Below are 22,677 nucleotides of genomic sequence, written 5' to 3'. Positions count from 1 at the left end.
TAGTAAAAGAGGGGGAACAGATGAAGACAATAGAGGTAGTAGCAGCAGTAATAAAACATAATGATAGAATATTTATTACACGTAGAGGATACGGTGACTTTGTTGATATGTGGGAATTTCCTGGAGGGAAAATAGAAATTGGTGAATCAAAAGAAGAAGCACTTATTCGTGAGATAAAGGAAGAATTAGAATTAGATATAAAAATATCAGATTTTTTAACTACAGTAGAGTATGATTATCCTAGTTTCCATCTTATTATGCATTGTTTTATTTGCCAAATTTCTGGTGGGAAATTAAATCTAAATGCTCATAATGATGCTAAGTGGATTACCTTTGATGAATTAGATGGTGAAAAGTGGATTCCAGCGGATGTTTTAGTTATTGATGCTCTGAAGAATATGTAAGAAAAAGGACTTAGCAAATTAAATTACTTTGCTAAGTCATTTTACTTTATGAAGTAATGTATTCATAAATATCTTCTCTTACAGGTGTAATTAATTGATATTTAATTTCTACAGCTGTTTTATTAGTGTTTTTCATAATGAATTGGACAGGTGTTCCTACAGCTTTAATTTTTCCAAGGAAGTAAAATTCTTTTGAAATTTTATCATCCTTATTTTTTCTCACGAATAAGCTCATTTCAACACCAGTTTCCTCAGCTTTATAAGCTTGTACAATATCATCAGAAGTTATTGTTCTACCTGACTTTGATATAGCAATTAACTGAGACGGAGATAGAAATCTATCTTCATAGTTAATAGTATCAGTAATATTTTCAGATTTCTCATAGTTGATAAATACAGGGTAGGTTTTAGTGGTTTTATCAAATTTATATCCACCAATGTTAAGTGCAACTTCACCTTTTTCCCACTGAAGTAATCTACAAACATCCTCATAGGTATATTTTTGATATAATTGAAAACTAGTATTCATATAACTTTTACTGTAGAATTTTTTATATCTTTCCATTCCAAAATGGATTAACTCCTCAACTATATATTTAAAATCCCTATTTTCAAGATGATTCTTAAAGGATTTAGAAATTCTATAATCAGAATCTGACGCTTCTAAGAAAATACACTTTCCATAAGTTTTTTTACCAGAGCCAGTGGGAAATTCATTTGTAAGAACGTTAACCACATTAGTTTCAGTGGTAGCTTTAAAATCTATATTATAATCATCTTTTAGCTCTTTTTTTAGTCTGTGAATTAGATTGGTTTCATGGTTAATAGCAAGCTTAAGCATAAGCAGTTCGTGAATTCTTTTACCAGAAGCTAGCTTTCTAGAGATGAATTCAATAAATAATTCTTCAGACTCATTAAGTTCTATAGCATAGTCCTTCTCATATTTTTTTAAGAATTTATAATATGAACCCAGGCTTTTATTATCAAATATTCTTAAAGGGTCAATAGATTCATAAGTATCAAAATCTGTTAAACTTGGTATTCTACCAATCTTTTGCTTAAGATTATTATAACTTTCTTTAATTAGCTTAATATCATTAAAGTTAGCTTTATCAATGGATTCAAATATTTTCTTTTTAGATATTTCATCAAAATTAATAGTGGAGCAACCAGGTATTAATCTTGTTCCTTCCATAACATATTTTCTAATGGAATCCTTATTAAAGGTTCTATCTCCAGATAAAGCAATGGGAATTAAAAAATTCCTGTTATAGTTTCCTATAAAGTCTATAATAACAACATATTCTTTGAAATTATGTTTTCTAAGACCTCTACCTAATTGTTGAACGAAAATTATAGCTGACTTAGTTGGCCTTAACATAACAACTTGATTAACAGCAGGTATATCTACACCTTCATTAAATATATCAACTGTGAAAATATAATCTAGAGAGTTATTTAATTCTTCTTGCTCTAAACGTTGAATTGCTGATTCTCTTTCATCCTGAGTATTTTCTCCAGTTAAGGCTACTGTTTTATAACCGCGAGTATTAAATATATTTGAAAGTTGAATGGCTTCCTTTTTATCACTACAGAATATTAATCCCTTTACTCTTTCACCACAATATCCATAAAAATTAATTTTATCAATGATATGATTAACTCTTTCTTCAGCTACTAAAGCTCTAAAGTCTGATTTTTCCTCTAACTCCACGCCATTAACACTAATATCAGATACACCAAAATAATGGAATGGACAAAGTAAATCTTCTTCTAAGGCTTGTTGAAGACGTATTTCATAGGCAATGTTGTAGTTAAACATTTTAAAAATATCAAAGTCATCACTTCTTTCTGGGGTGGCTGTCATGCCAAGTAAGAATTTAGGATTAAAATATTCAACTATCTTTTGATAACTATTAGCTCCTGCCTTATGAACTTCATCGATGATAATATAATCAAATTCATCTTTGCTAAAACTTTGAAGCACCTCATCCTATGATAGTGTTTGGACTGTACAAAAGATAAAGTCTTTATTAATTTCCTTTCGGTTTCCAGAGAGAATTCCCATGCTTCGAGTATCACCAAATACATTTTGAAAGCTATTTAAACCTTGATTGGCTATTTGTTCTCTATGTACTATAAATAGAGCTTTTTTAGGATTATAATTTCTTAACTCAAAAGCAGATAGATAGGTTTTTCCAGTACCAGTAGCAGAAATTAAGAGAGCCTTATCTGCACCATTTTCCCTGAGCTTATTTAATCCTTGAATAGCAGCTACCTGCATTTTATTTGGCTTAAGCTTATATTGTGCTAGACTTGGAATATTACTTTTTCTTGCGTATTCAATTTGCTTTTTATAAATATCTTCATAGGTTTCTATCCAATTTAAAGTTAAGTCATCAGCATCCTTCCAAAGTTCCTGAAATTCATCAATTACATTTTCAGTTAAGGAACCTGCCTCTAAAGAAGAAATTTTTAAATTCCATTCCTTATTTTTTGTTAATGCTGATTGAGTTAAATTCGAACTTCCAACAATTAATTTATAATGATCTTCATATTTAAATATATATCCTTTAGTATGAAAGTTTTCTTTGCTATATAATTTAATTTCAATATTTGAAAATTCAAGTAGCTTTCTTAATGCTTTAGGCTCACTGAAATTCAGATAATCTGTAGTTAAAATTTTACCCTTAACACCTTTTTTATTTAAGTATTTCAAGGTTTCTAGTAAGGGGGTTATGCCACTACTTGTAATAAAGGCAACGGATATAAAAAACTCTTTACATTTTGTTAATTCAGAGATTATTTCATTTAAAACTTTGCTACCTTTTGAATAGTCATTTACTATTAACTTTGGTGTTAAAGCTAAATTTGAATGGATTAAGCTATTTACTAAACCAGTTTCACTAGCTTTAATAATCTCATCTTTAATTATATTTTTATCATTTGTATCCATATCAATAGTCTTAAAGTTAATACTTACTGGTGTATTAACTATATCTGTTTTAGTTATAGTACTCATATTTACCTCACATTTAAATTATCATAGTTAAAGTGTAAATAATTTCATTAATTCTTATATTATAACATAATTATATGATATGGATTTTACTATATAATGATATAATGTATTTAAATAGAATTTATCATACCAAAAGTAAGGTGAACTGTGAATATTAAAGAATACTTGATATTGATATAAAGTAAATTAAATAAATAATTTATAGGGAGATGTCATTAAAATGGGTACAGAGTTTAGTTTAGTTAACTATTTAAATGAAGGGGTAGAAAGCATTGTAAAGGGTGCAATGAAGGCTTCTTTTCAAAATCCCAAAGAGGCAAAATTCATTATGAAATATATTTTAGAAAGCAAAAGAGCTGCTAAAAAAAGAAAAACCTTTGAAGAAAAAGGACTACATATTCCACCTTTCCTAATCTCAAGCATCACTAGTAGCTGTAATCTCTTTTGTAAAGGGTGTTATGCAAGAGCCAATAATACCTGTGGTGAAAAGTCAAATAAAGATCAAATGACAAGTGATCAATGGGAAGATATATTTAAACAGGGGAAAGAACTTGGAATTTCTTTTATATTACTAGCTGGTGGAGAACCTTTAATGAGAAAGGAGGTTATAGAAAAAGCGTCTCAAATTAAAGAAATTATTTTTCCTATATTCACAAATGGGACTATCATTGATGAAGAATATATTAAGCTATTCGATGCTAATAGAAATCTTGTGCCTGTTATTAGTATTGAAGGTGATGAGAATAAAACTGATGCTAGACGTGGTAAAGGAACATATGAACTTCTCATAAATAAAATAGATTCACTTAAATCTAAAGGAATATTATATGGAGCTTCTATAACTGTTACCACAGAAAATATCTATAATGTGGCTAGTAAAGAGTTTATAGCAGAATTATATAACAGAGGTTGCAAGTTAGTAATTTTTGTAGAATATGTACCAGTAGTTGCTTCAACTAAAGATTTAGCACCAACTGATAAAGAAAGGAACTATCTTGAAAGTGAACAAGCTCGTCTTAGAGAAATTTATGAAGATATGATTTTTATTTCTTTTCCAGGAGATGAAAAACATTCAGGAGGATGTCTTGCAGCTGGAAGAGGTTTCTTTCATATTAACACAAGTGGAGGAGTAGAGCCATGTCCATTTTCACCTTTTTCAGATACAAATTTAAAAAATTCTAGCTTGTTAGATGCATTACAGTCACCTTTATTTAAAAAATTAAGTTTAGCAGAAATGCTTCTTGGTGAACATAAGGGTGGATGTGTACTGTTTGAAAAAGAAGAAGAAGTAAAAAAGCTTCTGGTATAAAACAAAAAATATAAATTGTACTTAAGAGGTGTAATATATGGAGAATGTAGAACTAACAAATATGGTTATGATAATGGATAAATTAAATAATAAAGTTCTTGTTCAGAACCGTATTAAAGGAAATTGGACTGGCATAGCTTTTCCAGGGGGACATGTAGAAAGGGGTGAGTCTATTGTAGATTCAGCCATCAGAGAAGTTAATGAGGAAACTGGCCTAGTAGTAAATAATTTAGAAATTTGCGGTGTTAAAGATTGGTATAGGGCAGAAGATAATAAAAGATATATGGTTTTTCTTTTTAAAACTGATTCATACCAGGGAGATTTAATAGAACATGGTGAAGAAGGTCATGTATTTTGGCATGATATAGATAAACTTCATTTATTAAATCTTGCCCATGGATTTGATAGGATGGTTAAAATAATGTTAGAGGATAGACTTAATGAGTATTTTATTACAGAGAATCAACAAAAATCTCATTGGGAGCATATGCTAAAATAAAGATAAGGGATGTAACCAATTTAGTCCTTAAAGTTGAGAGTCCTTTAGTTGTTTTTGCATTATTCATGGGTTCAGTAATAATATTTTCATTAAGAAGTGCATTATTATACAATAAAAAAGTAATGTAACTTAGCGTGTGAAAATTTTTCTATAAAATAGCTTTTTATGATAAACTATATATCATAAAAGCTATTTTTAATAAGATTTAAGATTTTATGTTTCGCTTATTTTGAATGTTTCTGGATTATTGTGTGTAAAATATAAGCAATATAAGTATCTAAGTTCTTAGTAGAATTTCTGGGAATATGTGAATAAATTATTAATAGAACCTTGTCTTAGAAATTTAACAAAGCTTTTTCAGTAAATTATACAAATGAAAAATGTTATGAATTTTATGGAGGTAAACTTGTGAGAAAAATAATTATTTTAGCGGAGAGCGGGGCAGATATTCCATTAGATTTAGCCACATTACATAATATTCAGGTTATCCCCATGCACGTGATAATGGGAGACTCATCTTATTTAGATGGTTCAATACCTGTAACAGAAGTCTATGATTATTATAAAAAAACTAAAAAAATACCATCAACTTCAGCAACAAATCCAGAAGAATTTCATCTTTTATTTAAAAAAATAAAAGATGAAAATCCGGGTTGTATTATTCTTCATATTGGATATACATCTAAAGCCTCTTGTGCTTACCAAAATGCACTTATTGCTTCAGAAGGAATGGAAGATATTTATCATGTTGATTCTTTAAATGTCACTGGTGGTCAAGGAGCAATTGTTTTAAGAGCAGCTGAAATCATAGAAAAACATCCCAATATAATTATAACTAATTTAATTGAAGAAATTCAGGATTACGTGGCAAGAGCCAGAGTATCTTTTATCCCTGGTGATCTTGCATATCTGAGAGCTGGAGGGCGTGTATCCAATGCTGCATACTTGGGAGGAACTTTACTACTAATAAAACCCCTCATTGAAATTGTAGATGGAAAGTTAATTTCAACACAAAAGTTTCGTGGGAAAATGGTTAGTGTTGCTGATAAGTATATGAAAGAATATATTAAGAGATACAATTTTGATAAAGAACAATTATATCTTATTTATTCTTTGGGTCTTGATGAATCTATAAAACATAACATGGAGGGAATTGCTAAAGAAGAGGGATTTAGAAAGATTATATGGATTCAAGCAGGATGTGTAATTACATCTCATAGTGGTCCAGGAGCTATTGGAATAGCAGGATTTGAAAAGGTTAGTTCTAAATAAAAATAAGGCTCTATAAAATTAATTTTTTAATTTTATAGAGCCTTACTTTATTAGAGAAAGGTATCCACTACAATTATATTGGCTTGTTCATTATTATCCATAGGAATAATAGTACATTAGAAATATTATGTTACTTAAGTTCTTTTTTATATAAGATTTAAGATTTTATTTTTATTTATCATTTTGAGAATCTTTCTGGATTATTACCAATTTCATTACATAAAGATGTGATTACGTTGCATGTATTAGATAAGTTTTCTTTATTGATCTTATCAGCGGTATCTTTATCCGTATGGTAGTCAACAAATGGGCCATATTCAAAATATGCCACTGGTATACCAGCTGCTTCAAAAGCTACATGATCACTTCTGTTACTTTCATCTCTTCTATTATCGTATTGGAAGTTATTCATACAACTTACTGCTAAATCTGCAGTTAAAGAATCCTTAGAGCTATCCATTGTGTAAACACATAAGTTATCACCGATACCAACCATATCGGCATTTACCATTGCAATAGTATTTTGTAAATCATCACTATTTAAAGATTGAACATAATAATTTGAACCCACTAAACCTATTTCTTCAGCACCAAATGCAATAAATTTAATATTGCAATCAAGGTTTTTCTTGGATAAAATCCTTGCCGATTCCATTACAGTAGAAATACCTGAAGCATTGTCATTTGCAGCTGGGGTATCTACTCCATCATAGTGAGCTCCAACTATTAAGGTTTTAGCATCTTTCTTTTTAGATTTTAATGTTGCAATAATATTTTTTGATTTACTATCTATACACTGACTATCAACCTTTAGTGTGGCTTTAAGGCCTTTTTTCGAGGTTATTATAGTTGAATTAAGATATTCAGCATCAGCTTTAGATATTGTAACAGCTGGTATTTTTGTAGGTTCAACTAGGGTAGCGGATAGAGGTTCTTTACTATTAGGATCAAAAAATATAACACCTACAGCACCCATTGCAGTAGCTCTTTCAGTTTTATTTTTAAATGTATCACCACCACGTTGAATAATAACAAGTTTATCTTTTACTTTAGCTTTTTCCAAATCAGTTTGTGTTCCCATATATCCATTAACGACTTCTGAAGTTAAGCCTTCCTTTGGAGTCTCTTTACTAAAGGTTAAAGCCTTAGATTCAACAACTTTACTTTCAGGTATATCTATTTTTACTTCTACATCATTACATTTAAATGCGGTTACAGGAAACTCTTGTTCATCAACACTAAGTCCCATGTCTTTAAACTCTTTAGAAATATATGATGCTGCATCCTTTTCTCCATCAAACCCGGTTATTCTAGCATCATCCTTTGCTGAAAGTTTCTCTATAGTGCTATATATCCTATCTTCAGAAATATCCTTTGAAAAATCTTTGAATTTTATGCTAGTTATATCACTTAAGCTAGAGGACTTGTCTTTAACACCATTACAACCCACAAGTGATGTTATAACAATTAAAGAGCAACATATACATATTATTTTTTTGGTGCCTTTCAAAATTAATCCCTCCCCAAAATTATTAGTAAGTATAACCTTTGTTTTAATCTTAAAATAGATAAAATTTTATACTCCTTTCATTTATAACTAAATAGTATTTGTAATGTAGTTAGTACAATTCAACATATGCTATTTGTAAATTATATGAATATATTAACACTTAATTACATTTAATTCTAGTAATAATTTAAGCACACTAACACTTTTTATGAACTTTATCTATTAAAGATTTTAATAGATAAAGTTTATCCTAAATATTAGAAATAATGTTATAATATTAGTACGATTATTAACAAAAATAAAAATAAATTATTATAAAGTGGTGGAACAAATGAAAGAGCTATCAGACTTATTTAAACCCATAACTAATAATATAATAAATAAATCAGATACTTATAGAGAAGTTGAGCCATGTGATACTTTAAAGCCATATATAAGATGCTTTTGGGGAAGTCCAGTGCCTTATAGAAATAAGGAAATAACTAAAGAGGGGGATAGAAACAATATTGTGATTCCAGATTGTTGTATGGATATAATTTTTGATATAGATTATAGTAATAATAAAGTGAATAACCTATTTTGTAGTATAAATGATTCTCCTTTTTATACAGAAGAGGTTAAAACCTCAGCGTTGATTTCTACCTTTGGTATCCGATTTAATTTTTGGGCTGTGCATTTATTTACAGATAATCAATTGCCTAAAAAGTGTAATGAGTTTGCAATTGTAGACCAATATTTTATGGGTTTAAGAAAAGAAATTGAAGATATAGTTATATATTATCCTAAGATTGAAGAAAGAATATATTACATAGAAAAGTTATTGCTTAGAAGATTATTCAATAAGAATTTTAGAAATAAGAATTTATTAAATGGAGTATATTATATTTTGAAATCTAAAGGGGTAACTACAATATCAGAGATTAGTAATTATATTTCTGTTAGTTCTAGACAGTTGGAGCGTATCTTTGGAGAATATATTGGAATAACTCCTAAGAAGTGCTGCAGTTTAGTTAGATATCAAAATATATGGAAAGACATAGCTTTTAAGAGAGATTTTAATCTTAGTAATATTACTTATAGTTATGGTTATTGTGATCAAGCTCATATGATAAATGACTTTAAAAAATACCATGGAAACACTCCTATGAAAGCTATAAACGAGTTAATTAAATAGAATGTCGCATTTTTACAATACTAAAGGTGCTTAATGTATTAACATTAAGTTATGAAATAAAATTTGTGAGGTGTACTATGGAAAAGTTAAAGATGAGCCAATTTAAAAATATAGAGGAGCATATATTTAGTAATGGTAGAGATATTGAAAAAGTAAAATGGAATTATACTTTTAATAAGGGTAGTAAAGAGGATGTAGTATCAGAACTAATAAAATATCAAAATGAGGATGGTGGTTTTGGAAAGGGATTAGAAGCTGATATGCTATTACCATCATCAACAAGTATAGCATCTACTGAGGCCATTTTTATTGCATATGATTATGACCTTAATTGTGAGGAGCCTTGGTTTGGAAATTTATTAAATTATTTTGAAAAAACCATTGAAGATACGCCATCATTCTGGGAGAAGGTTCCAAAGGAAGTTGAAAACTTTCCCCATGCACCATGGTGGATATATGCTCCAGATACAAAATTTACTCCTAACCCTTGTGCTGTTGTTGCCTCAGCTTTTATCAAGTATGGTAATGCTGTTCAAAAGGAGATAGGTAATAAAATTGCAGCTAGATGTATAGAGTTTTTAAATAGTAATGAAGAGTGTTCTGACCATGATTGCTATTGCCTACAAAGACTATTTATAGTTTTAAAAGAACTAAATTCAAATTTGATTAGTGATGTAACTATAAGATCTATGGAAAGAAGAATATTAGACTGTCTTTGTATAGATGAGGCTAAATGGATGGAATATGTATCACAACCTTTAGATTTAGTAACTTCACCTGAGTCACAATGGTATAAATTAGTTGAAGCCTTTATAGAAAAGAACTTTTCTTTTTGGATTAATACATTGAAGGAAGAAGGTTTTTGGCAACCTAATTTTTCTTGGGGAGTAGATAGTGAAGTAGCTAGAAATGTTACTAGAATTTGGACTTGCTACATAGCTGTGAAAAGAGCTAGGATTTTCAAAGCTTTTGGGCTAATAAATTTATATTGATTTTAAATTAATATGTAAATAAGTTTTGAATTTAATGGTGGTGTCTCGCCTCCACCATAAAACCCACGACAATACAGCAATGTATTGTGGTGGGTTATTTTATGTACAGGATATATGCTTAGGTTTGCTATGCATTGGAAGTTATTTCTAATAAATTGTAGAGTGAGGTAGTATTAATAAACTTATATTTTTATGATAATATTATTACAAGCTTATTAAAGATAAAATTAATGAAGGAAACTTAAGAGGAGATAAAAATGAAATATCGCGAAAATATTAAAAATTCAAGAAGAATAATTATAAAAATTGGTACTTCAACCTTAACCTATGACAATGGAAACATAAACTTAAGAAGAATTGAAAAAATAGCCATGTCAATATCTGATTTAATAAATAGTGGGAAAGAAATAATCCTTGTAACATCTGGATCTATAGGTGTTGGAGTAAGTAAAATGAACTTAAAGGAAAGACCAAAAACTATTAGAGAAAAACAGGCAGCAGCATCTGTGGGACAAGTAGCACTTATGAATATTTATAGCAAACTATTTGGAGAATATGGCTATTCAGTAGGTCAAATACTTTTAACAAGAGACATTATAGAATGTGAAAGAAGTAGAAATAATGTTGCAAATACTTTTGAAACCTTGCTAGAGTGCGGAATAATTCCAATAGTAAATGAAAATGATAGTGTATCTATAGATGAAATTGAAAATATATCTAGATTTGGAGATAATGACAATCTAGCAGCAATAGTTTCTACTATTGTGGATGCAAATCTTTTAATAATACTATCAGATATTGATGGTTTCTATGACTCTAATCCAAGAACAAATAAGGATGCAAAGCTTATAAAAGAAGTGAAATATATAACGGAAGAAGTAATAAATTTTGCAGAAGGTGCAGGAAGTAATTTAGGTACAGGTGGAATGGAAACTAAAATACATGCAGCAAAGCTTGTAACTGATAATGGTACAAATATGATATTAGCAAATGGAAAAGACCCAAGTAAACTTATTGATATATTAAATGGAGACGATGTAGGAACTTTATTTCTGAGAAAAGAAAGATAAAAAAATATGAAGGGAGTAATTTTAGATGGAAGAGTTAATTTTAAAAGGGAAAAAAGTAAAAGAAGCTGCGTACATATTATCAAATATTTCAACAAATGAAAAAAATAAAGCTTTAAATAAAATGGCAAAAGCATTATTAGAGAATGCTAGTGAAATAATAGCAGCAAATAAAATTGATATAGAAAATGCAAAAAATAAGGGAACATCAGAAGCAATAGTAGATAGATTGCTTTTAAATGAAGACAGAATCAAAGGGATGAGTGGAGGTTTAACACAAGTAGCAGGACTAGAAGACCCTGTAGGTGAAGTAAGTTCAATAATAACTAGACCAAATGGACTACAAATAGGGAAAAAAAGGGTACCTCTAGGAGTAATAGGAATAATATACGAGGCAAGACCTAATGTTACTTGTGATGCAGTAGGGCTATGTTTAAAATCAGGTAATGCAACAATACTAAGAGGTGGAAGTGAAGCTATAAACTCCAACAAAAAAATAGTACAGATATTAAAAAAAGCTTTAGAAAAAACTAAGTTACCAGTAGATTGTATTCAATTAATAGAAGATACAAGTAGAGAAACTGTTAAAAATATGATGAGGTTAAATGAATATATAGATGTGCTAATACCAAGAGGAGGCGCTGGACTAATAAAATCAGTAGTAGAAAATGCTACAGTACCAGTAATAGAAACTGGAACAGGGAACTGCCATGTTTATGTTGATAAAAATAGTGACTTAGAAATGGCAAAGCAAATAGTTATAAATGCAAAAACTACTAGACCAGCAGTTTGCAATTCTGAGGAAAAATTACTTGTTCATGAAGATATAGCAAAAGAATTTATTCCAGTAATAGTTGACGAATTAAGACAAAGAAAAGTAGAAGTTAGAGGAGACAAAGAATCTATAGAAATAGTAAATGACATAATAATAGCAAATGAAGAAGACTACTATAAAGAATATTTAGATTATATAATTTGTATAAAGGTAGTAAAAGATATAGATGAAGCGATAACTCATATAAATAAATATGGCTCAGGCCACTCTGAAGCTATAGTAACAAATGATTATCAGAATGCTCAAAGATTTCATCAACAAGTAGATGCAGCAGCAGTTTATGTGAATGCTTCTACTAGATTTACTGATGGAGAGGAATTCGGATTTGGAGCAGAAATAGGTATAAGCACTCAAAAGCTACATGCAAGAGGTCCTATGGGACTTAAAGAGCTTACTACTAATAAGTATATAATATTTGGAAATGGTCAAACTAGATAATAACTAAGGAGTTACTCAAAATGATTAAAGGTATTTTGAGTAACTCCTTTTGTCATCTTTATTTTGTTTAGTAAGGACTCGGAAGATAATCTGAATATATTTATATATAGATTCAAATAATATAAATATGTTATTTAGAATAGGAAAGGTGTAGAAGGTAGCAATTCCATATATTGCTTACTTTATACTATTAAAAAATTTATTTATGATATACAAATAGCAATTTACTTACTTTGAGTAAGAGGAGTGATAACATGAACAATGATTTAAGGATAGATATCTTTTTGGATGAAACAAATACTCCATTTGCACCATATTTTAGCTGGGATGATTTACACCTAAGCTCTGATTTGGAAGAGTTTATTTTATCAAAGCTGCTGAATTGCAAAAGAAGAGAAGTTGATATATTTATTAAAGGGGAAAATAATTATGATGATAAGTTGTTGAAGACGGCTATAGTAAATACCTTTTCAAACCGAGTGGAAGAAAATGAATATATCTATGGTAGAAATAATATGAAGGCTATTGTTTTGTACGCCTTCGGCATCATTATTGGGTTGATAGGCTTGAGTCTTTCAAGCAGATATGCTTATTTCGCAGGTATATTAAGTATAGTGTGTTGGGTATTTATCTGGTCAGGCACAGAAGTTTATTTTTTTGAAAACCGACAAATAAAATCGGATATAGGGAAGTACCAGAATATTATTAATGCAAATGTGCATAAAAAAAAGACATAAAGAATGGCTAATTCTACATAGATTAAAAATATTAATAAGGGCATTGAATAAAATAAAAGATTATATTGTGGATTACAAATGCTACATTTCATCTCCACCATTAAAATGGGGCTGTCGCACTAAAAAATTAGTGCGACAGCCCCATTTTTTTATCCACGATATATTAAATAAATATTTAGCTAATATCAGGAAGAAGGTTTATCTAGTTAACTTTTTTATTATATCTTCTAGATTTGGATACATATTTAAAAGGTCTCTTCTCTCAAATAATTCAAAATCATCAAAAGTAAAGGCAGGGGCTACCATACATCCAACTAAAGCAAATCCATCATTGTTCATAGAAGAACCAAATATATACCCCTTAGGAACTAAAACTTGTGGAACTTCTCCTTTTTCTACATCTAATCCTAATTGCTTAGTTATAAGCTCACCCTCTGGTGTGATCATATATATAGTCAGAGGTTGCCCATCGTGGTAATACCACATTTCATCAGAAGTCAATCTGTGAAAATGAGACACCTCTCCTGTTTCAAGTAAGAAATATATACTACTAAATAATTTTTTATCTTTTCTAAAGGAATCCTCTGATAATACTGATTGTTTGAAGTATCCTCCTTCCACATGGGGTGTCATATCTAATTTTTCTATATAATATTGTGCTGATTTCATGCTGTACCTCCTAAGTATAATAAATCTATTATATCAAAAACTTAATGATTTGTAGAAATAATAGAGGTTGATAATATTATCCTTGATTTGGCTACTAATGGTAAAATTCATTTAGAAAAATGTAAGAATTCATTAAGAATTTGAAATAAATATATTAAAATTTAATTAGTACTATAAAAGTATGGAGGGATGATGATGTGGAAAAAGAAAATTAAACAAAAAAAATTACAATTAATTTTAATAGCAATTATTTTAATGGTATCTTCATCTATATTTGCACTATCTATGAGCTTTACAAGTACAGTTTCAAAATATACTAATGAGTATTATGGAGGAGAAAATATAAAGGATATTGTAGTGCAAACATATAATGATGATGTTATCTCAAAAGTAGAAAGTTTTATTAGGGAAAAGGAAACTAATGAAACAGATGTTAGAAAAACAAAGGGTTTAACGGTAGATAGACAAGTGTTTTTAGGGGATGAAAACCTTGATTTGGGAATGGCAAGTTTAATAATTTATGAGGGGATGAAAGCTCATCCATGGGATGTAGTAATAACAGAAGGTGAAAAAGTAACTACTCCAGGTAAGGGTACTGTTTGGGTCTCAAATCTTTTAGCTGATTCTAAGAATTTAAAAATAGGAGATAAGTTAAAGATAAAAGATGGTGATGAATATAAATATTTAACTATATCAGCTTTAGTAAACGATTCAGTAGTTCCGAGTTCTGTTGTGGGCTATAATAATTTATATATAAGTAGTAATGATTATGATGACTTTAATGAACCTATTAAATCTGAATATATTGGTTATGATTCATCTAAAGAAGGAAACGATGCAACATCTGAATTAATTTCTTATATAGGTGATTCAATTGATGGAGTTATATATGATAAGTGGATTACAATATTTGCAGCAAATGCTGGAAGTCAAATTACAAGTGCAGTGGGGTTAAGTACAGCTATATTAATATTCATTGTATCTATTGTAATAATAAGATTTGTACTATGGAACAACATTTTAAAGGAGTATAAATCTATAGGTGTATATAAATCATTAGGATTTACCTCAAAGCAGATACGTAATATATATTTAAAAAGCTTTGGAATAGTAGGAGTCATTGCAATAACCGCTGGAGGTTTCTTTAGTATTTGGTTTATAAATTATTTAGTAAAGATATCTATTAAATATATTGGAATATATGAAGGTGGTATAAATAATTTTAGCTTTATAGTTTTAACAATAATATTAATGAGTTTTGTTTTAATATCTAATATCTATCTTTTACTTAGAAGAATAAATAAAATAAAGCCTGTTGAGGCATTTAGAATAGGAGTTACTTCATCTAAAGAGAAATTTAAGAAGTCAATTATTAGAGATGCTTCATCACCAATGTCCATGGCTATAAATGATATTTTTAAATATAAAAAGCAAAATATAATTATAGTAACAGTTTTATCCCTTGTAATATATCTTTCAGTATTTTTAGTTAGTGTAAATTACTCAATGATTAATATGAAAGATAATGCATGGAATATGTTTGGATTACTTCAGGGAGATGTTACCTTAGATTTTCCAAGTGGAGAGGCGTCATATGATAAGGCTTTAGAAGAAATTAAGAGTGACCCGAGAGTCTTAGGCGTAAGAGCGTGCTCATTTGATGTAGGAAAGGTCGCTTATTTAGATGTATCAAGATACAATATAAAAAATGCTCAAGTTATTACTTATTTATATGATAACTATGACAATAACAATGGGTTTAATGTATCTATTAAAGAGGGAAGAAATCCTAAAAATAAAAATGAAATTGCATTGTCAGAACAAATTCTAAAAGATGCAAGTTTAGATATTGGAGATTATATTGATATAAAAATATTAGGTGAAGAGAGATCATTGCTCATCACTGGTAAATATATCGGCATGATGTCAAATAACTACAATATGAGAATGACTTTAGATGTAGTGCCTAAGGAAATTAGAAATAACCTTAATAACTTAAACATCAATATTACTTTAAAAGATAAAAATGATTATGAAGAGTTTAAAGAAGAATATAAACAAAAATATGAAGTATGTTCTATAGATACATGTCCAAGTTTGATTGAAACAGCAAGTAAGTCAGTTATTGAGATAGTTATACCAGTTACTACAATTATTCTTTTAGGAATATTACTATTCAGTATATTAAATATAGTAAATCTTATAATTATGAACAATACCGATAATAGAAGAAATAATGCTATTATAAAATCGCTAGGATTTTCAAATATTTATATTTTAAAGAGAACTTTATATAGAATTATGCTACTTATAGGTATTTCATCTTTGGTTGGATTTATTTTAAATGCTACTATATCTAAAAATTTATTTAAGCTTGCAATGATGGGAATAGATGGGTTGATGATTCCAAATGGTGAAGTTATAAGCACAATAGTATTTATTGGAATATTAACCATTGGCTCATCAATAATATCAATGTTTAGTATAAGAAAAATATCTACAGTGGAACTTATTGAAGAGTAGGGGGAGAAGAGATGGGAAGTATTATTAAAGCAAGTGGATTATGTAAATCATTTATTTTAGGAAAAACATCAAACAATGTATTAAAAAATATTAATTTAGATATATATGAAAGTGATTTTACTGTAATAATGGGTAGTTCAGGTTCTGGAAAATCTACATTGTTATACTCTATTAGTACTATGGATAGCCCAAGTGCAGGTAGCGTTGAGCTTTTAGGAAAAGATATAACAAATATAGGTGAAAAAGAAGCTACAAGTATTAGAAATAAAGATATATCCTTTGTTTTTCAAAGTATAAATTTACTTTATGATTTAACTATAAGAGAAAATATAACTTATTGTGGTTATCTAAACAATAAAGATAAGAAGAGCGTAAATAAAAAAACAGATGAATTATTGAATAGATTAGAGCTGAAAGATATTGAGAATAAATATCCTTCAGAAATATCAGGAGGACAACAGCAAAGAGTTGCAATTGCTAGAGCATTAATTAACAATCCTAAGATAATTTTTGGAGATGAGCCAACAGGAGCACTTAATTCTTCAACGGGAGCCAGGGTATTGGATATTCTTACAGAATTAAATGAAGAGGGACAATCCATAGTAATGGTAACCCATGATTTAAAAGCAGCCTCAAGAGCAAGTAGATTGATTTATTTAAAGGATGGAAGAATTGATGGTGATTTGTCTCTTGGAAGATATAATGAAAAAGATTCAGATAGTAGAGAAAAAAAGATATTTGAATTTATAAAAAGTAGGGGCTGGTAAAATAATGATATAATGGAAGTGGGGGTGAGTAGAATGCATGATAAAATCTTGGTAATTGAAGATGATAATGATTTAGGAAACTTAATAAAAGATTACTTAGAGATAGATGGGTTTCAGGTATTGATAGCTAATGATGGGTTAAAAGGTGTGGAACTGGCTAATGATCCTATGATAAAGCTCATTATTTTAGATATTATGCTCCCACTTTTAGATGGTGTTGAAGTTTGTAAAAGAATAAGGACGATATCGAAAATGCCAATACTTATGTTATCAGCTAAAAGTGGAGAGATGGATAAGATACTAACATTAGGAGTAGGGGCAGATGACTATATGACAAAACCTTTTTCTCCAATGGAATTAGTGGCAAGGGTGAAAGCTCATATAAGAAGGTATACTTCATTTTCTAGTGATACACTATCAGATGTAAAACAATTTGGTGATTTAATAGTAGACTCTAAGGCATATAAAGCTTTACTAAATAATAAGGAAATACCACTAACTTCTAAGGAATTTCAAATATTAGATTTTTTCACCTCTAATCCTTCCCAAGTGTTTTCAAAGTCTCAGGTATATGAAAGTGTATGGGGTTACAGTGAATATATGGATGAAAATACTATAGCTGTGTACGTTAAAAGGTTAAGAGAGAAGCTTGGAGAATACGGTGAAAAGTCGATAAAGACAATATGGGGAGTAGGATATAAGTGGGAAATAATAGAGTAAGTAATAATTACCTCAATAAAAAAATAGACATATTTGCAGGGTTAATATGTCTATTTGTTATACTATCTGTGATATATTCTTTCCTAATTTTAAAGGAAGATATTAAAAAAGAAGATAAGTCTAATTTATTAAGGATAGAAACATCAAGCCAAAGGGAATTGATTAAAGAAATGTTTAAAGTAAATAGCTATTACATGAAAAATGATTTTTATGATTATACAGTTATAAACTTAGAAGGGGAGGTTATATTTTCTTCTATAGATGATTTTAATAAAGGAGAAAAGATAAATCTTGAAAATGAAATAGGTTATGATAATGCCTTTCACAATAGAAAGAATGGATTAATTAGATATAGCACACCGTTAATTAATGATGAGGCTCAGAAAGGTATTATGATTATAGATTTACCACAGAGTATATTAAAAAAGGAAAGCAAAAATGAGAAGTTTATACCCCTGTGGATACTTTTATTTTTAATAGGAATATTAGCTTTTATGATAAATAGGTTTGTAAAAATAGATATAATAAAACCAATTAAAGAGCTCCATAGTAGTGCAAAAACCATACTAAATGGAAGCTATAAGTGTAAAGTAAACTACGATTATCATGGGGAAGTTGGAGAGTTTTGTCATGATTTTGAAGCTATGAGAGGTGAAATAATAGACTCAAAAGAAAAGGAAGAAAAGCTTAAAAGAAATGAAAAAGAATTATTAGCTTGTATTTCACATGATTTAAAAACTCCTCTTTCATCAATTTCAGGATATGTTGAAGGAATAAGAGATGGAATTGCAAAGGATGAAGATGGTATAAAAAGATATTCAAACATTATATTGAAGAAATCTAAGGAACTTTCAAAATTAATAGATGATATATTAGAGCAATCGAAAACAGAGTTGAATGAAATGGCAATTGAAAGAAAAGAAATATACTCTGATGATTATCTAAAGGAAGTTTTAGGTGACTTATCTATTGATGTAGCTACTCATAATATGAAATTAGATGTTAAGGGACAATTGCCAAGGGCTTTGATTTCTATAGATATAATAAGAATAAATCAAGTTATAAATAATATTATTTCAAATTCAATAAAATACTCTAAATCAGGAGAAAAAATTGAGATATGGGTAGATGATGAGATAGATAAAATTACTGTAAATATTAAGGATTTTGGTAGTGGAATTAGCATTGATGATATACCATTTGTTTTTAATAAGTTTTATAGAGGTGAAAAGTATAGAAACACTAATATATCTGGTTCAGGGCTTGGTCTTTCTATATCTAAGTATATAGTAGAGAGTCATGGAGGAAATATAAAGTGTTCATCTTCTTTAGAATCTGGAACTACTATTAGTTTTACTATACTTAAAATATAATTAATAAAGGTGCTGTCACACCTCAGAATTTATTTTCTATTGTGTAGCAGCACCTTTTTTATCTTTTAATTTAATTATTAGTAGGATTTACTTTATCTTTTCTTCCCACCATCCAAATGCGACTCTACCTTGAGCAAGTTCATTTGGCGTTTCTGGATTGGATAAGAAAATAATAAATGATCCTCCCGGAGGAAAAATAAATTTACCTACTTCTTCATCGGCAATTGTAACCTCTGGAAGGGCTCTTCTAACAAATGCCTTAACTCCACCTTTAGGTTCTCCTATAACATTGCTTGCTTTAAGCAACCTAATTCGTGGCTTTGGTAATGGGCAAAGAGCTGTATTAGCTGGAGTAACTAATTCTGATATCTCTGGACATCCAGGTGGATTTGAATTAAACCATATTTGCGCTCTTATTGGTGATTCTCCAATATTTGTGACAGTCCAGACATATACGTGTAGATTAACTCCTGAATAATAAGGATTTACTAATCCTGCCCATGCACTTTTACCTCTTCCAAAATTTAATTCATCTGCATAGCCTACAAAATATTTTCCTTGAAGTGAAAGATATAGAGGATATGGCATACTAGCTACTTGAGTTATTGGATTAGGTAAGATTATAGAGTCATTACAATTTTTTGTGTTTTCCATTTTCATAATATCTCCTATTAAAAGTATAGATTTTTCATATTCTCCATACATAAGGTATAAGAATAAATCTGTATACTGTTAATATATGTTGTACGGATATAAGGGGTGTACAAGGAGTTGAAAATTTAGTAAATCTGAGAATTTAAGATAGTGTTTAATATAAAATTTAATTATTAATTTCTAGATAACTATAGGAAATAAAAATGTCACATACTCTTTAAAATAAGGAGTATGTAACATTAAATTTATATATTATTCTGTACGTAATGATTCTACAGGATTTTTTCTTGCAGCCATTTTTGCTGGAATAGCACCACCCAGCAATGTTAAAGAAACACTTATAATTATAAGTATTATAGCATGAACTGGATTAAGTTTTGCTACACCTTCAAGGTCTGTTAAATTCTTAAGAACGCTATTTATTGGAAATGTTAATAAGTATGATATTAATATTCCAAGTAATCCTGAACAAGAACCTATTATGAATGTTTCAGCATTGAATACACGGGTTATATCTTTCTTCCTTGCACCTAATGCTCTCAATACACCAATTTCCTTTGTTCTTTCTAATACAGAAATGTATGTTATTATCCCAATCATAATAAGGGATACAACAAGTGATATTGCGGCAAAGGCAATTAAAACAAGGGTTATTGAATCCATAATACCACCAGATAATTTTGTGAATGTAGCTGCTAAATCTGTATATATTATAGAGTCTTCAACAGCATTTCCATCATTCCATGAATTTAAGTAATTAAGTACCCTATCCTTGGTAGTAAAATCTTTAGGGTAAAGGGTAATAGCAAATGGGGTAGAAGTAGCACCTAATTGAGAAAGTACGTCATCTTTAGTAACATTAGGAGTACTACTACTAGCTCCTCCCATTGGTGACATTGCAGCCATTGGATTAGTAGGCATACTAGTTCCAGCTGTGGCACCTCCAAAAGGCTTTCCAGTTAATACATTATAGTTAGAATCTTGCTGTACTTTAACAATTTCAGAGTTTTTAGCATTATCAATAAAATATTGTGATAATTCATCTGAATATGAAAGTCCTGGTGAAAGAATTTCTAGCTTTGAATTTTTGCTAGAACGAACTATACCAGCAATTTTAAGAGTAATAGCATTATCATTATTATAAATATCTATAAGATTGTCTGGAGTACCGTTTATTGTAAATATATTGCCCATCTGTTTGTAGTAATCATCATTTAAAGCTAATTTAAATTCCTTGTTTATAATATCATTAAAACTTACAGTATCTGATTCAGAATCTATACCTAAAGCTTCTAGCATAGAGTTGTCAAGTCTGTTATAGCTATCGACAATAAGAACAAGATCCGTTTTTTCTTTAGGATATGACCCAGCTAATAAATCATAATTGCTTTCAAGGTATCCTTTAGTATCTAAATTTAGACTATTGGGATATGATGAAAAGTTAATTAGGGATGTATTTACTGGAGTTGCAGTTTTGCCATCAGATTTCAAAAGATTCATATTAACAAGTCTTGTATAGGACATTCCAGAAAGCAGAGATGAATCAATATTTTCAATATACTCTATGTATTCATCAGTAAATACATTTGTGTGTTCAATACTATTTTTACTAGGGTCATAAGGATAAATGTAATCTACATCTGGAAATTGATTTTCATTTACGGAATTACTCACTGCTTCTTTGTGTTGCTCTCTCATTGCATCCATATCAACTTCGGCGGTTTTTTGATTAATCATTATTGGAAAACCAGATAATGTACTATTTTCAAATTCTCCAATTTGTTTATCGAATCCATTTGATAATGAAAGTATTAAGGCAATACCAATTATACCTATACTTGAGGCAAAAGCAGTAAGTGCTGTTCTCCATTTCTTTGTAGATATGTTTTTGCCAGATAGTTTTAAAGCAGTAAAGAAACTCATACTTGTTTTCTTAAGTTTATAATCAGAAGTATCTAAGTCATCATAAAATGGATTGCTATCAGATTTTATCTCACCATCTCTAAATTCAACAATTCTATCAGCATATTCATTAGCTAACTCTGGATTATGAGTTACCATAACAACAAGTTTATCCTTTGAAATTTCTTTAATAAGCTCCATAATCTGAATACTTGTATGAGTGTCCAAAGCCCCAGTAGGTTCATCTGCTAAAATTATATCAGGGTCATTAGCTAGTGCTCGAGCTATAGCAACTCTTTGCATTTGTCCTCCTGATAGTTGGTTTGGTTTTTTGTGAACATGGTCCTTTAGGCCAACCTTTTCTAATACCTCAAGAGCTTTCTTGTGCTTCTCTGTATTTGAAACTCCACTAAGGGTCATTCCCATTTCTACATTATCTACTATACTTAAGTGAGAAATTAGGTTATAACTTTGAAAAATAAATCCAACACTATTATTTCTATAGGCATCCCAATCTGAGTCTTTAAAATTTTTTGTAGATTTACCATTGATAATTAAATCACCTTCATCATATTGGTCAAGACCACCTATAACATTTAAACATGTTGTTTTTCCAGAGCCACTTGGTCCAAGAATTGCAACAAATTCAGATTTTCTAAATTTTAGGCTTATTCCATCTAATGCAACTTGAGTAAATTCGCCTGTAGTATAACTTTTAAATATGTTTTTTAATTGTAACATTATGCTCCTCCTTTACGATTAACTTTTCTAATTGTAAAATCGTAATATGAACCTAATATGAATTATGGT

At 29.4% G+C, this 22,677-nt stretch carries 17 protein-coding genes and 1 pseudogene; 13 read left to right on the top strand and 5 right to left on the bottom strand.

Features of this window, described 5'->3' with window-relative positions; all coding sequences use genetic code 11:
* The first annotated feature begins 20 nt into the window (after positions 1–20).
* Positions 21–404 (top strand): (deoxy)nucleoside triphosphate pyrophosphohydrolase, encoded by a 384-nt coding sequence (locus tag ACTNBA_RS02270; protein WP_441072252.1) that lies wholly within the window; start codon positions 21–23, stop codon positions 402–404.
* Between the two features lie 46 nt (positions 405–450).
* Here the strand turns inward: ACTNBA_RS02270 and ACTNBA_RS02265 are convergent.
* Positions 451–3,426: pseudogene (locus tag ACTNBA_RS02265) on the bottom strand (DEAD/DEAH box helicase).
* Positions 3,427–3,646: 220 nt separating this feature from the next.
* Between ACTNBA_RS02265 and ACTNBA_RS02260 the strand changes: the two are divergent.
* From ACTNBA_RS02260 to ACTNBA_RS02250, 3 genes are all read left to right on the top strand, one after another.
* Positions 3,647–4,735, top strand: coding sequence for a radical SAM/SPASM domain-containing protein (locus tag ACTNBA_RS02260; RefSeq protein ID WP_441072250.1), 1,089 nt, complete (start codon positions 3,647–3,649; stop codon positions 4,733–4,735).
* A gap of 37 nt (positions 4,736–4,772) precedes the next feature.
* The gene (locus ACTNBA_RS02255) at positions 4,773–5,234 is read left to right on the top strand and encodes an 8-oxo-dGTP diphosphatase (RefSeq protein WP_441072248.1); all 462 of its coding nucleotides are present in this window, start codon (positions 4,773–4,775) and stop codon (positions 5,232–5,234) included.
* A gap of 408 nt (positions 5,235–5,642) precedes the next feature.
* Positions 5,643–6,506 carry a DegV family protein gene (locus tag ACTNBA_RS02250; RefSeq protein WP_441072246.1) on the top strand — a complete coding sequence of 288 codons (864 nt, stop codon included), beginning with the start codon at positions 5,643–5,645 and terminating at the stop codon, positions 6,504–6,506.
* 178 nt (positions 6,507–6,684) lie between these two features.
* Here ACTNBA_RS02250 and ACTNBA_RS02245 read toward each other — a convergent pair whose 3' ends face one another.
* Complete coding sequence (locus ACTNBA_RS02245) at positions 6,685–8,016, bottom strand: DUF4910 domain-containing protein (protein ID WP_441072244.1); 1,332 nt, start codon at positions 8,014–8,016, stop codon at positions 6,685–6,687.
* A 331-nt stretch (positions 8,017–8,347) separates the two neighbouring features.
* Here ACTNBA_RS02245 and ACTNBA_RS02240 point away from each other — a divergent pair, with 331 nt between their 5' ends.
* The 5 genes from ACTNBA_RS02240 to ACTNBA_RS02220 all read left to right on the top strand — a co-directional run bounded on the left by ACTNBA_RS02240 (position 8,348) and on the right by ACTNBA_RS02220 (position 13,259).
* Positions 8,348–9,190 (top strand): helix-turn-helix domain-containing protein, encoded by an 843-nt coding sequence (locus ACTNBA_RS02240; protein WP_441072242.1) that lies wholly within the window; start codon positions 8,348–8,350, stop codon positions 9,188–9,190.
* Positions 9,191–9,267: 77 nt separating this feature from the next.
* Positions 9,268–10,182, top strand: a complete 915-nt coding sequence (locus tag ACTNBA_RS02235) for a hypothetical protein (RefSeq protein ID WP_441072240.1) — start codon at positions 9,268–9,270, stop codon at positions 10,180–10,182.
* A 257-nt stretch (positions 10,183–10,439) separates the two neighbouring features.
* Entirely contained in the window at positions 10,440–11,252 is an 813-nt protein-coding gene (gene proB / locus ACTNBA_RS02230; protein WP_441072238.1) for a glutamate 5-kinase, read from the top strand.
* A gap of 25 nt (positions 11,253–11,277) precedes the next feature.
* Positions 11,278–12,522: a glutamate-5-semialdehyde dehydrogenase gene (locus ACTNBA_RS02225; RefSeq protein ID WP_441072236.1), complete on the top strand. Its 1,245-nt coding sequence runs from the start codon at positions 11,278–11,280 to the stop codon at positions 12,520–12,522.
* Positions 12,523–12,776: 254 nt separating this feature from the next.
* Complete coding sequence (locus tag ACTNBA_RS02220; protein WP_441072234.1) at positions 12,777–13,259, top strand: hypothetical protein; 483 nt, start codon at positions 12,777–12,779, stop codon at positions 13,257–13,259.
* 198 nt (positions 13,260–13,457) lie between these two features.
* Here the strand turns inward: ACTNBA_RS02220 and ACTNBA_RS02215 are convergent, their stop codons facing one another.
* Positions 13,458–13,928, bottom strand: coding sequence for a cupin domain-containing protein (locus tag ACTNBA_RS02215; RefSeq protein ID WP_441072232.1), 471 nt, complete (start codon positions 13,926–13,928; stop codon positions 13,458–13,460).
* 195 nt (positions 13,929–14,123) lie between these two features.
* On the opposite strand from ACTNBA_RS02215, the gene ACTNBA_RS02210 reads away from it, so the two are divergent.
* Genes ACTNBA_RS02210 through ACTNBA_RS02195 form a run of 4 tightly spaced genes read left to right on the top strand, consistent with a single transcriptional unit; the run spans position 14,124 to position 19,311 of the window.
* The gene (locus ACTNBA_RS02210) at positions 14,124–16,451 is read left to right on the top strand and encodes an ABC transporter permease (RefSeq protein WP_441072230.1); all 2,328 of its coding nucleotides are present in this window, start codon (positions 14,124–14,126) and stop codon (positions 16,449–16,451) included.
* An 11-nt stretch (positions 16,452–16,462) separates the two neighbouring features.
* On the top strand, positions 16,463–17,218 hold the full coding sequence (locus tag ACTNBA_RS02205; RefSeq protein WP_441072228.1) for an ABC transporter ATP-binding protein: 756 nt from the start codon (positions 16,463–16,465) through the stop codon (positions 17,216–17,218).
* Positions 17,219–17,251: 33 nt separating this feature from the next.
* Entirely contained in the window at positions 17,252–17,938 is a 687-nt protein-coding gene (locus tag ACTNBA_RS02200) for a response regulator transcription factor (RefSeq protein WP_035131238.1), read from the top strand.
* Positions 17,920–19,311 carry a HAMP domain-containing sensor histidine kinase gene (locus ACTNBA_RS02195; RefSeq protein WP_441072225.1) on the top strand — a complete coding sequence of 464 codons (1,392 nt, stop codon included), beginning with the start codon at positions 17,920–17,922 and terminating at the stop codon, positions 19,309–19,311. The genes ACTNBA_RS02200 and ACTNBA_RS02195 overlap by 19 nt, the downstream gene beginning before the upstream one ends.
* Positions 19,312–19,398: 87 nt before the next feature.
* On the opposite strand, the gene ACTNBA_RS02190 is transcribed toward ACTNBA_RS02195, so the two are convergent.
* Together ACTNBA_RS02190 and ACTNBA_RS02185 are read right to left on the bottom strand one after the other, a co-directional pair.
* Positions 19,399–19,965 (bottom strand): DUF6143 family protein, encoded by a 567-nt coding sequence (locus tag ACTNBA_RS02190; protein WP_346847273.1) that lies wholly within the window; start codon positions 19,963–19,965, stop codon positions 19,399–19,401.
* A 252-nt stretch (positions 19,966–20,217) separates the two neighbouring features.
* Complete coding sequence (locus ACTNBA_RS02185; protein ID WP_441072223.1) at positions 20,218–22,608, bottom strand: ABC transporter ATP-binding protein/permease; 2,391 nt, start codon at positions 22,606–22,608, stop codon at positions 20,218–20,220.
* Positions 22,609–22,677 lie beyond the last annotated feature (69 nt).

It is taken from the genome of Clostridium sulfidigenes, assembly GCF_052067195.1.
GTDB lineage: Bacteria > Bacillota > Clostridia > Clostridiales > Clostridiaceae > Clostridium_J > Clostridium_J sulfidigenes.
Note: the sequence above shows the minus strand (reverse complement) of the source record. Positions and strands in the feature narration are given on the sequence as shown.

What these genes read in the sequence shown, in the direction of transcription:
- ACTNBA_RS02255 (WP_441072248.1), top strand. Translation starts at nt 4,773, where the DNA reads ATGGAGAATGTAGAACTAACAAATATGGTTATGATAATGGATAAATTA.
- ACTNBA_RS02190 (WP_346847273.1), bottom strand. Translation starts at nt 19,965, where the DNA reads ATGGAAAACACAAAAAATTGTAATGACTCTATAATCTTACCTAATCCA.
- ACTNBA_RS02210 (WP_441072230.1), top strand. Translation starts at nt 14,124, where the DNA reads ATGTGGAAAAAGAAAATTAAACAAAAAAAATTACAATTAATTTTAATA.
- ACTNBA_RS02200 (WP_035131238.1), top strand. Translation starts at nt 17,252, where the DNA reads ATGCATGATAAAATCTTGGTAATTGAAGATGATAATGATTTAGGAAAC.
- ACTNBA_RS02270 (WP_441072252.1), top strand. Translation starts at nt 21, where the DNA reads ATGAAGACAATAGAGGTAGTAGCAGCAGTAATAAAACATAATGATAGA.
- ACTNBA_RS02240 (WP_441072242.1), top strand. Translation starts at nt 8,348, where the DNA reads ATGAAAGAGCTATCAGACTTATTTAAACCCATAACTAATAATATAATA.
- ACTNBA_RS02185 (WP_441072223.1), bottom strand. Translation starts at nt 22,608, where the DNA reads ATGTTACAATTAAAAAACATATTTAAAAGTTATACTACAGGCGAATTT.
- ACTNBA_RS02205 (WP_441072228.1), top strand. Translation starts at nt 16,463, where the DNA reads ATGGGAAGTATTATTAAAGCAAGTGGATTATGTAAATCATTTATTTTA.
- ACTNBA_RS02225 (WP_441072236.1), top strand. Translation starts at nt 11,278, where the DNA reads ATGGAAGAGTTAATTTTAAAAGGGAAAAAAGTAAAAGAAGCTGCGTAC.
- ACTNBA_RS02260 (WP_441072250.1), top strand. Translation starts at nt 3,647, where the DNA reads ATGGGTACAGAGTTTAGTTTAGTTAACTATTTAAATGAAGGGGTAGAA.
- ACTNBA_RS02215 (WP_441072232.1), bottom strand. Translation starts at nt 13,928, where the DNA reads ATGAAATCAGCACAATATTATATAGAAAAATTAGATATGACACCCCAT.
- ACTNBA_RS02235 (WP_441072240.1), top strand. Translation starts at nt 9,268, where the DNA reads ATGGAAAAGTTAAAGATGAGCCAATTTAAAAATATAGAGGAGCATATA.
- ACTNBA_RS02220 (WP_441072234.1), top strand. Translation starts at nt 12,777, where the DNA reads ATGAACAATGATTTAAGGATAGATATCTTTTTGGATGAAACAAATACT.
- proB (WP_441072238.1), top strand. Translation starts at nt 10,440, where the DNA reads ATGAAATATCGCGAAAATATTAAAAATTCAAGAAGAATAATTATAAAA.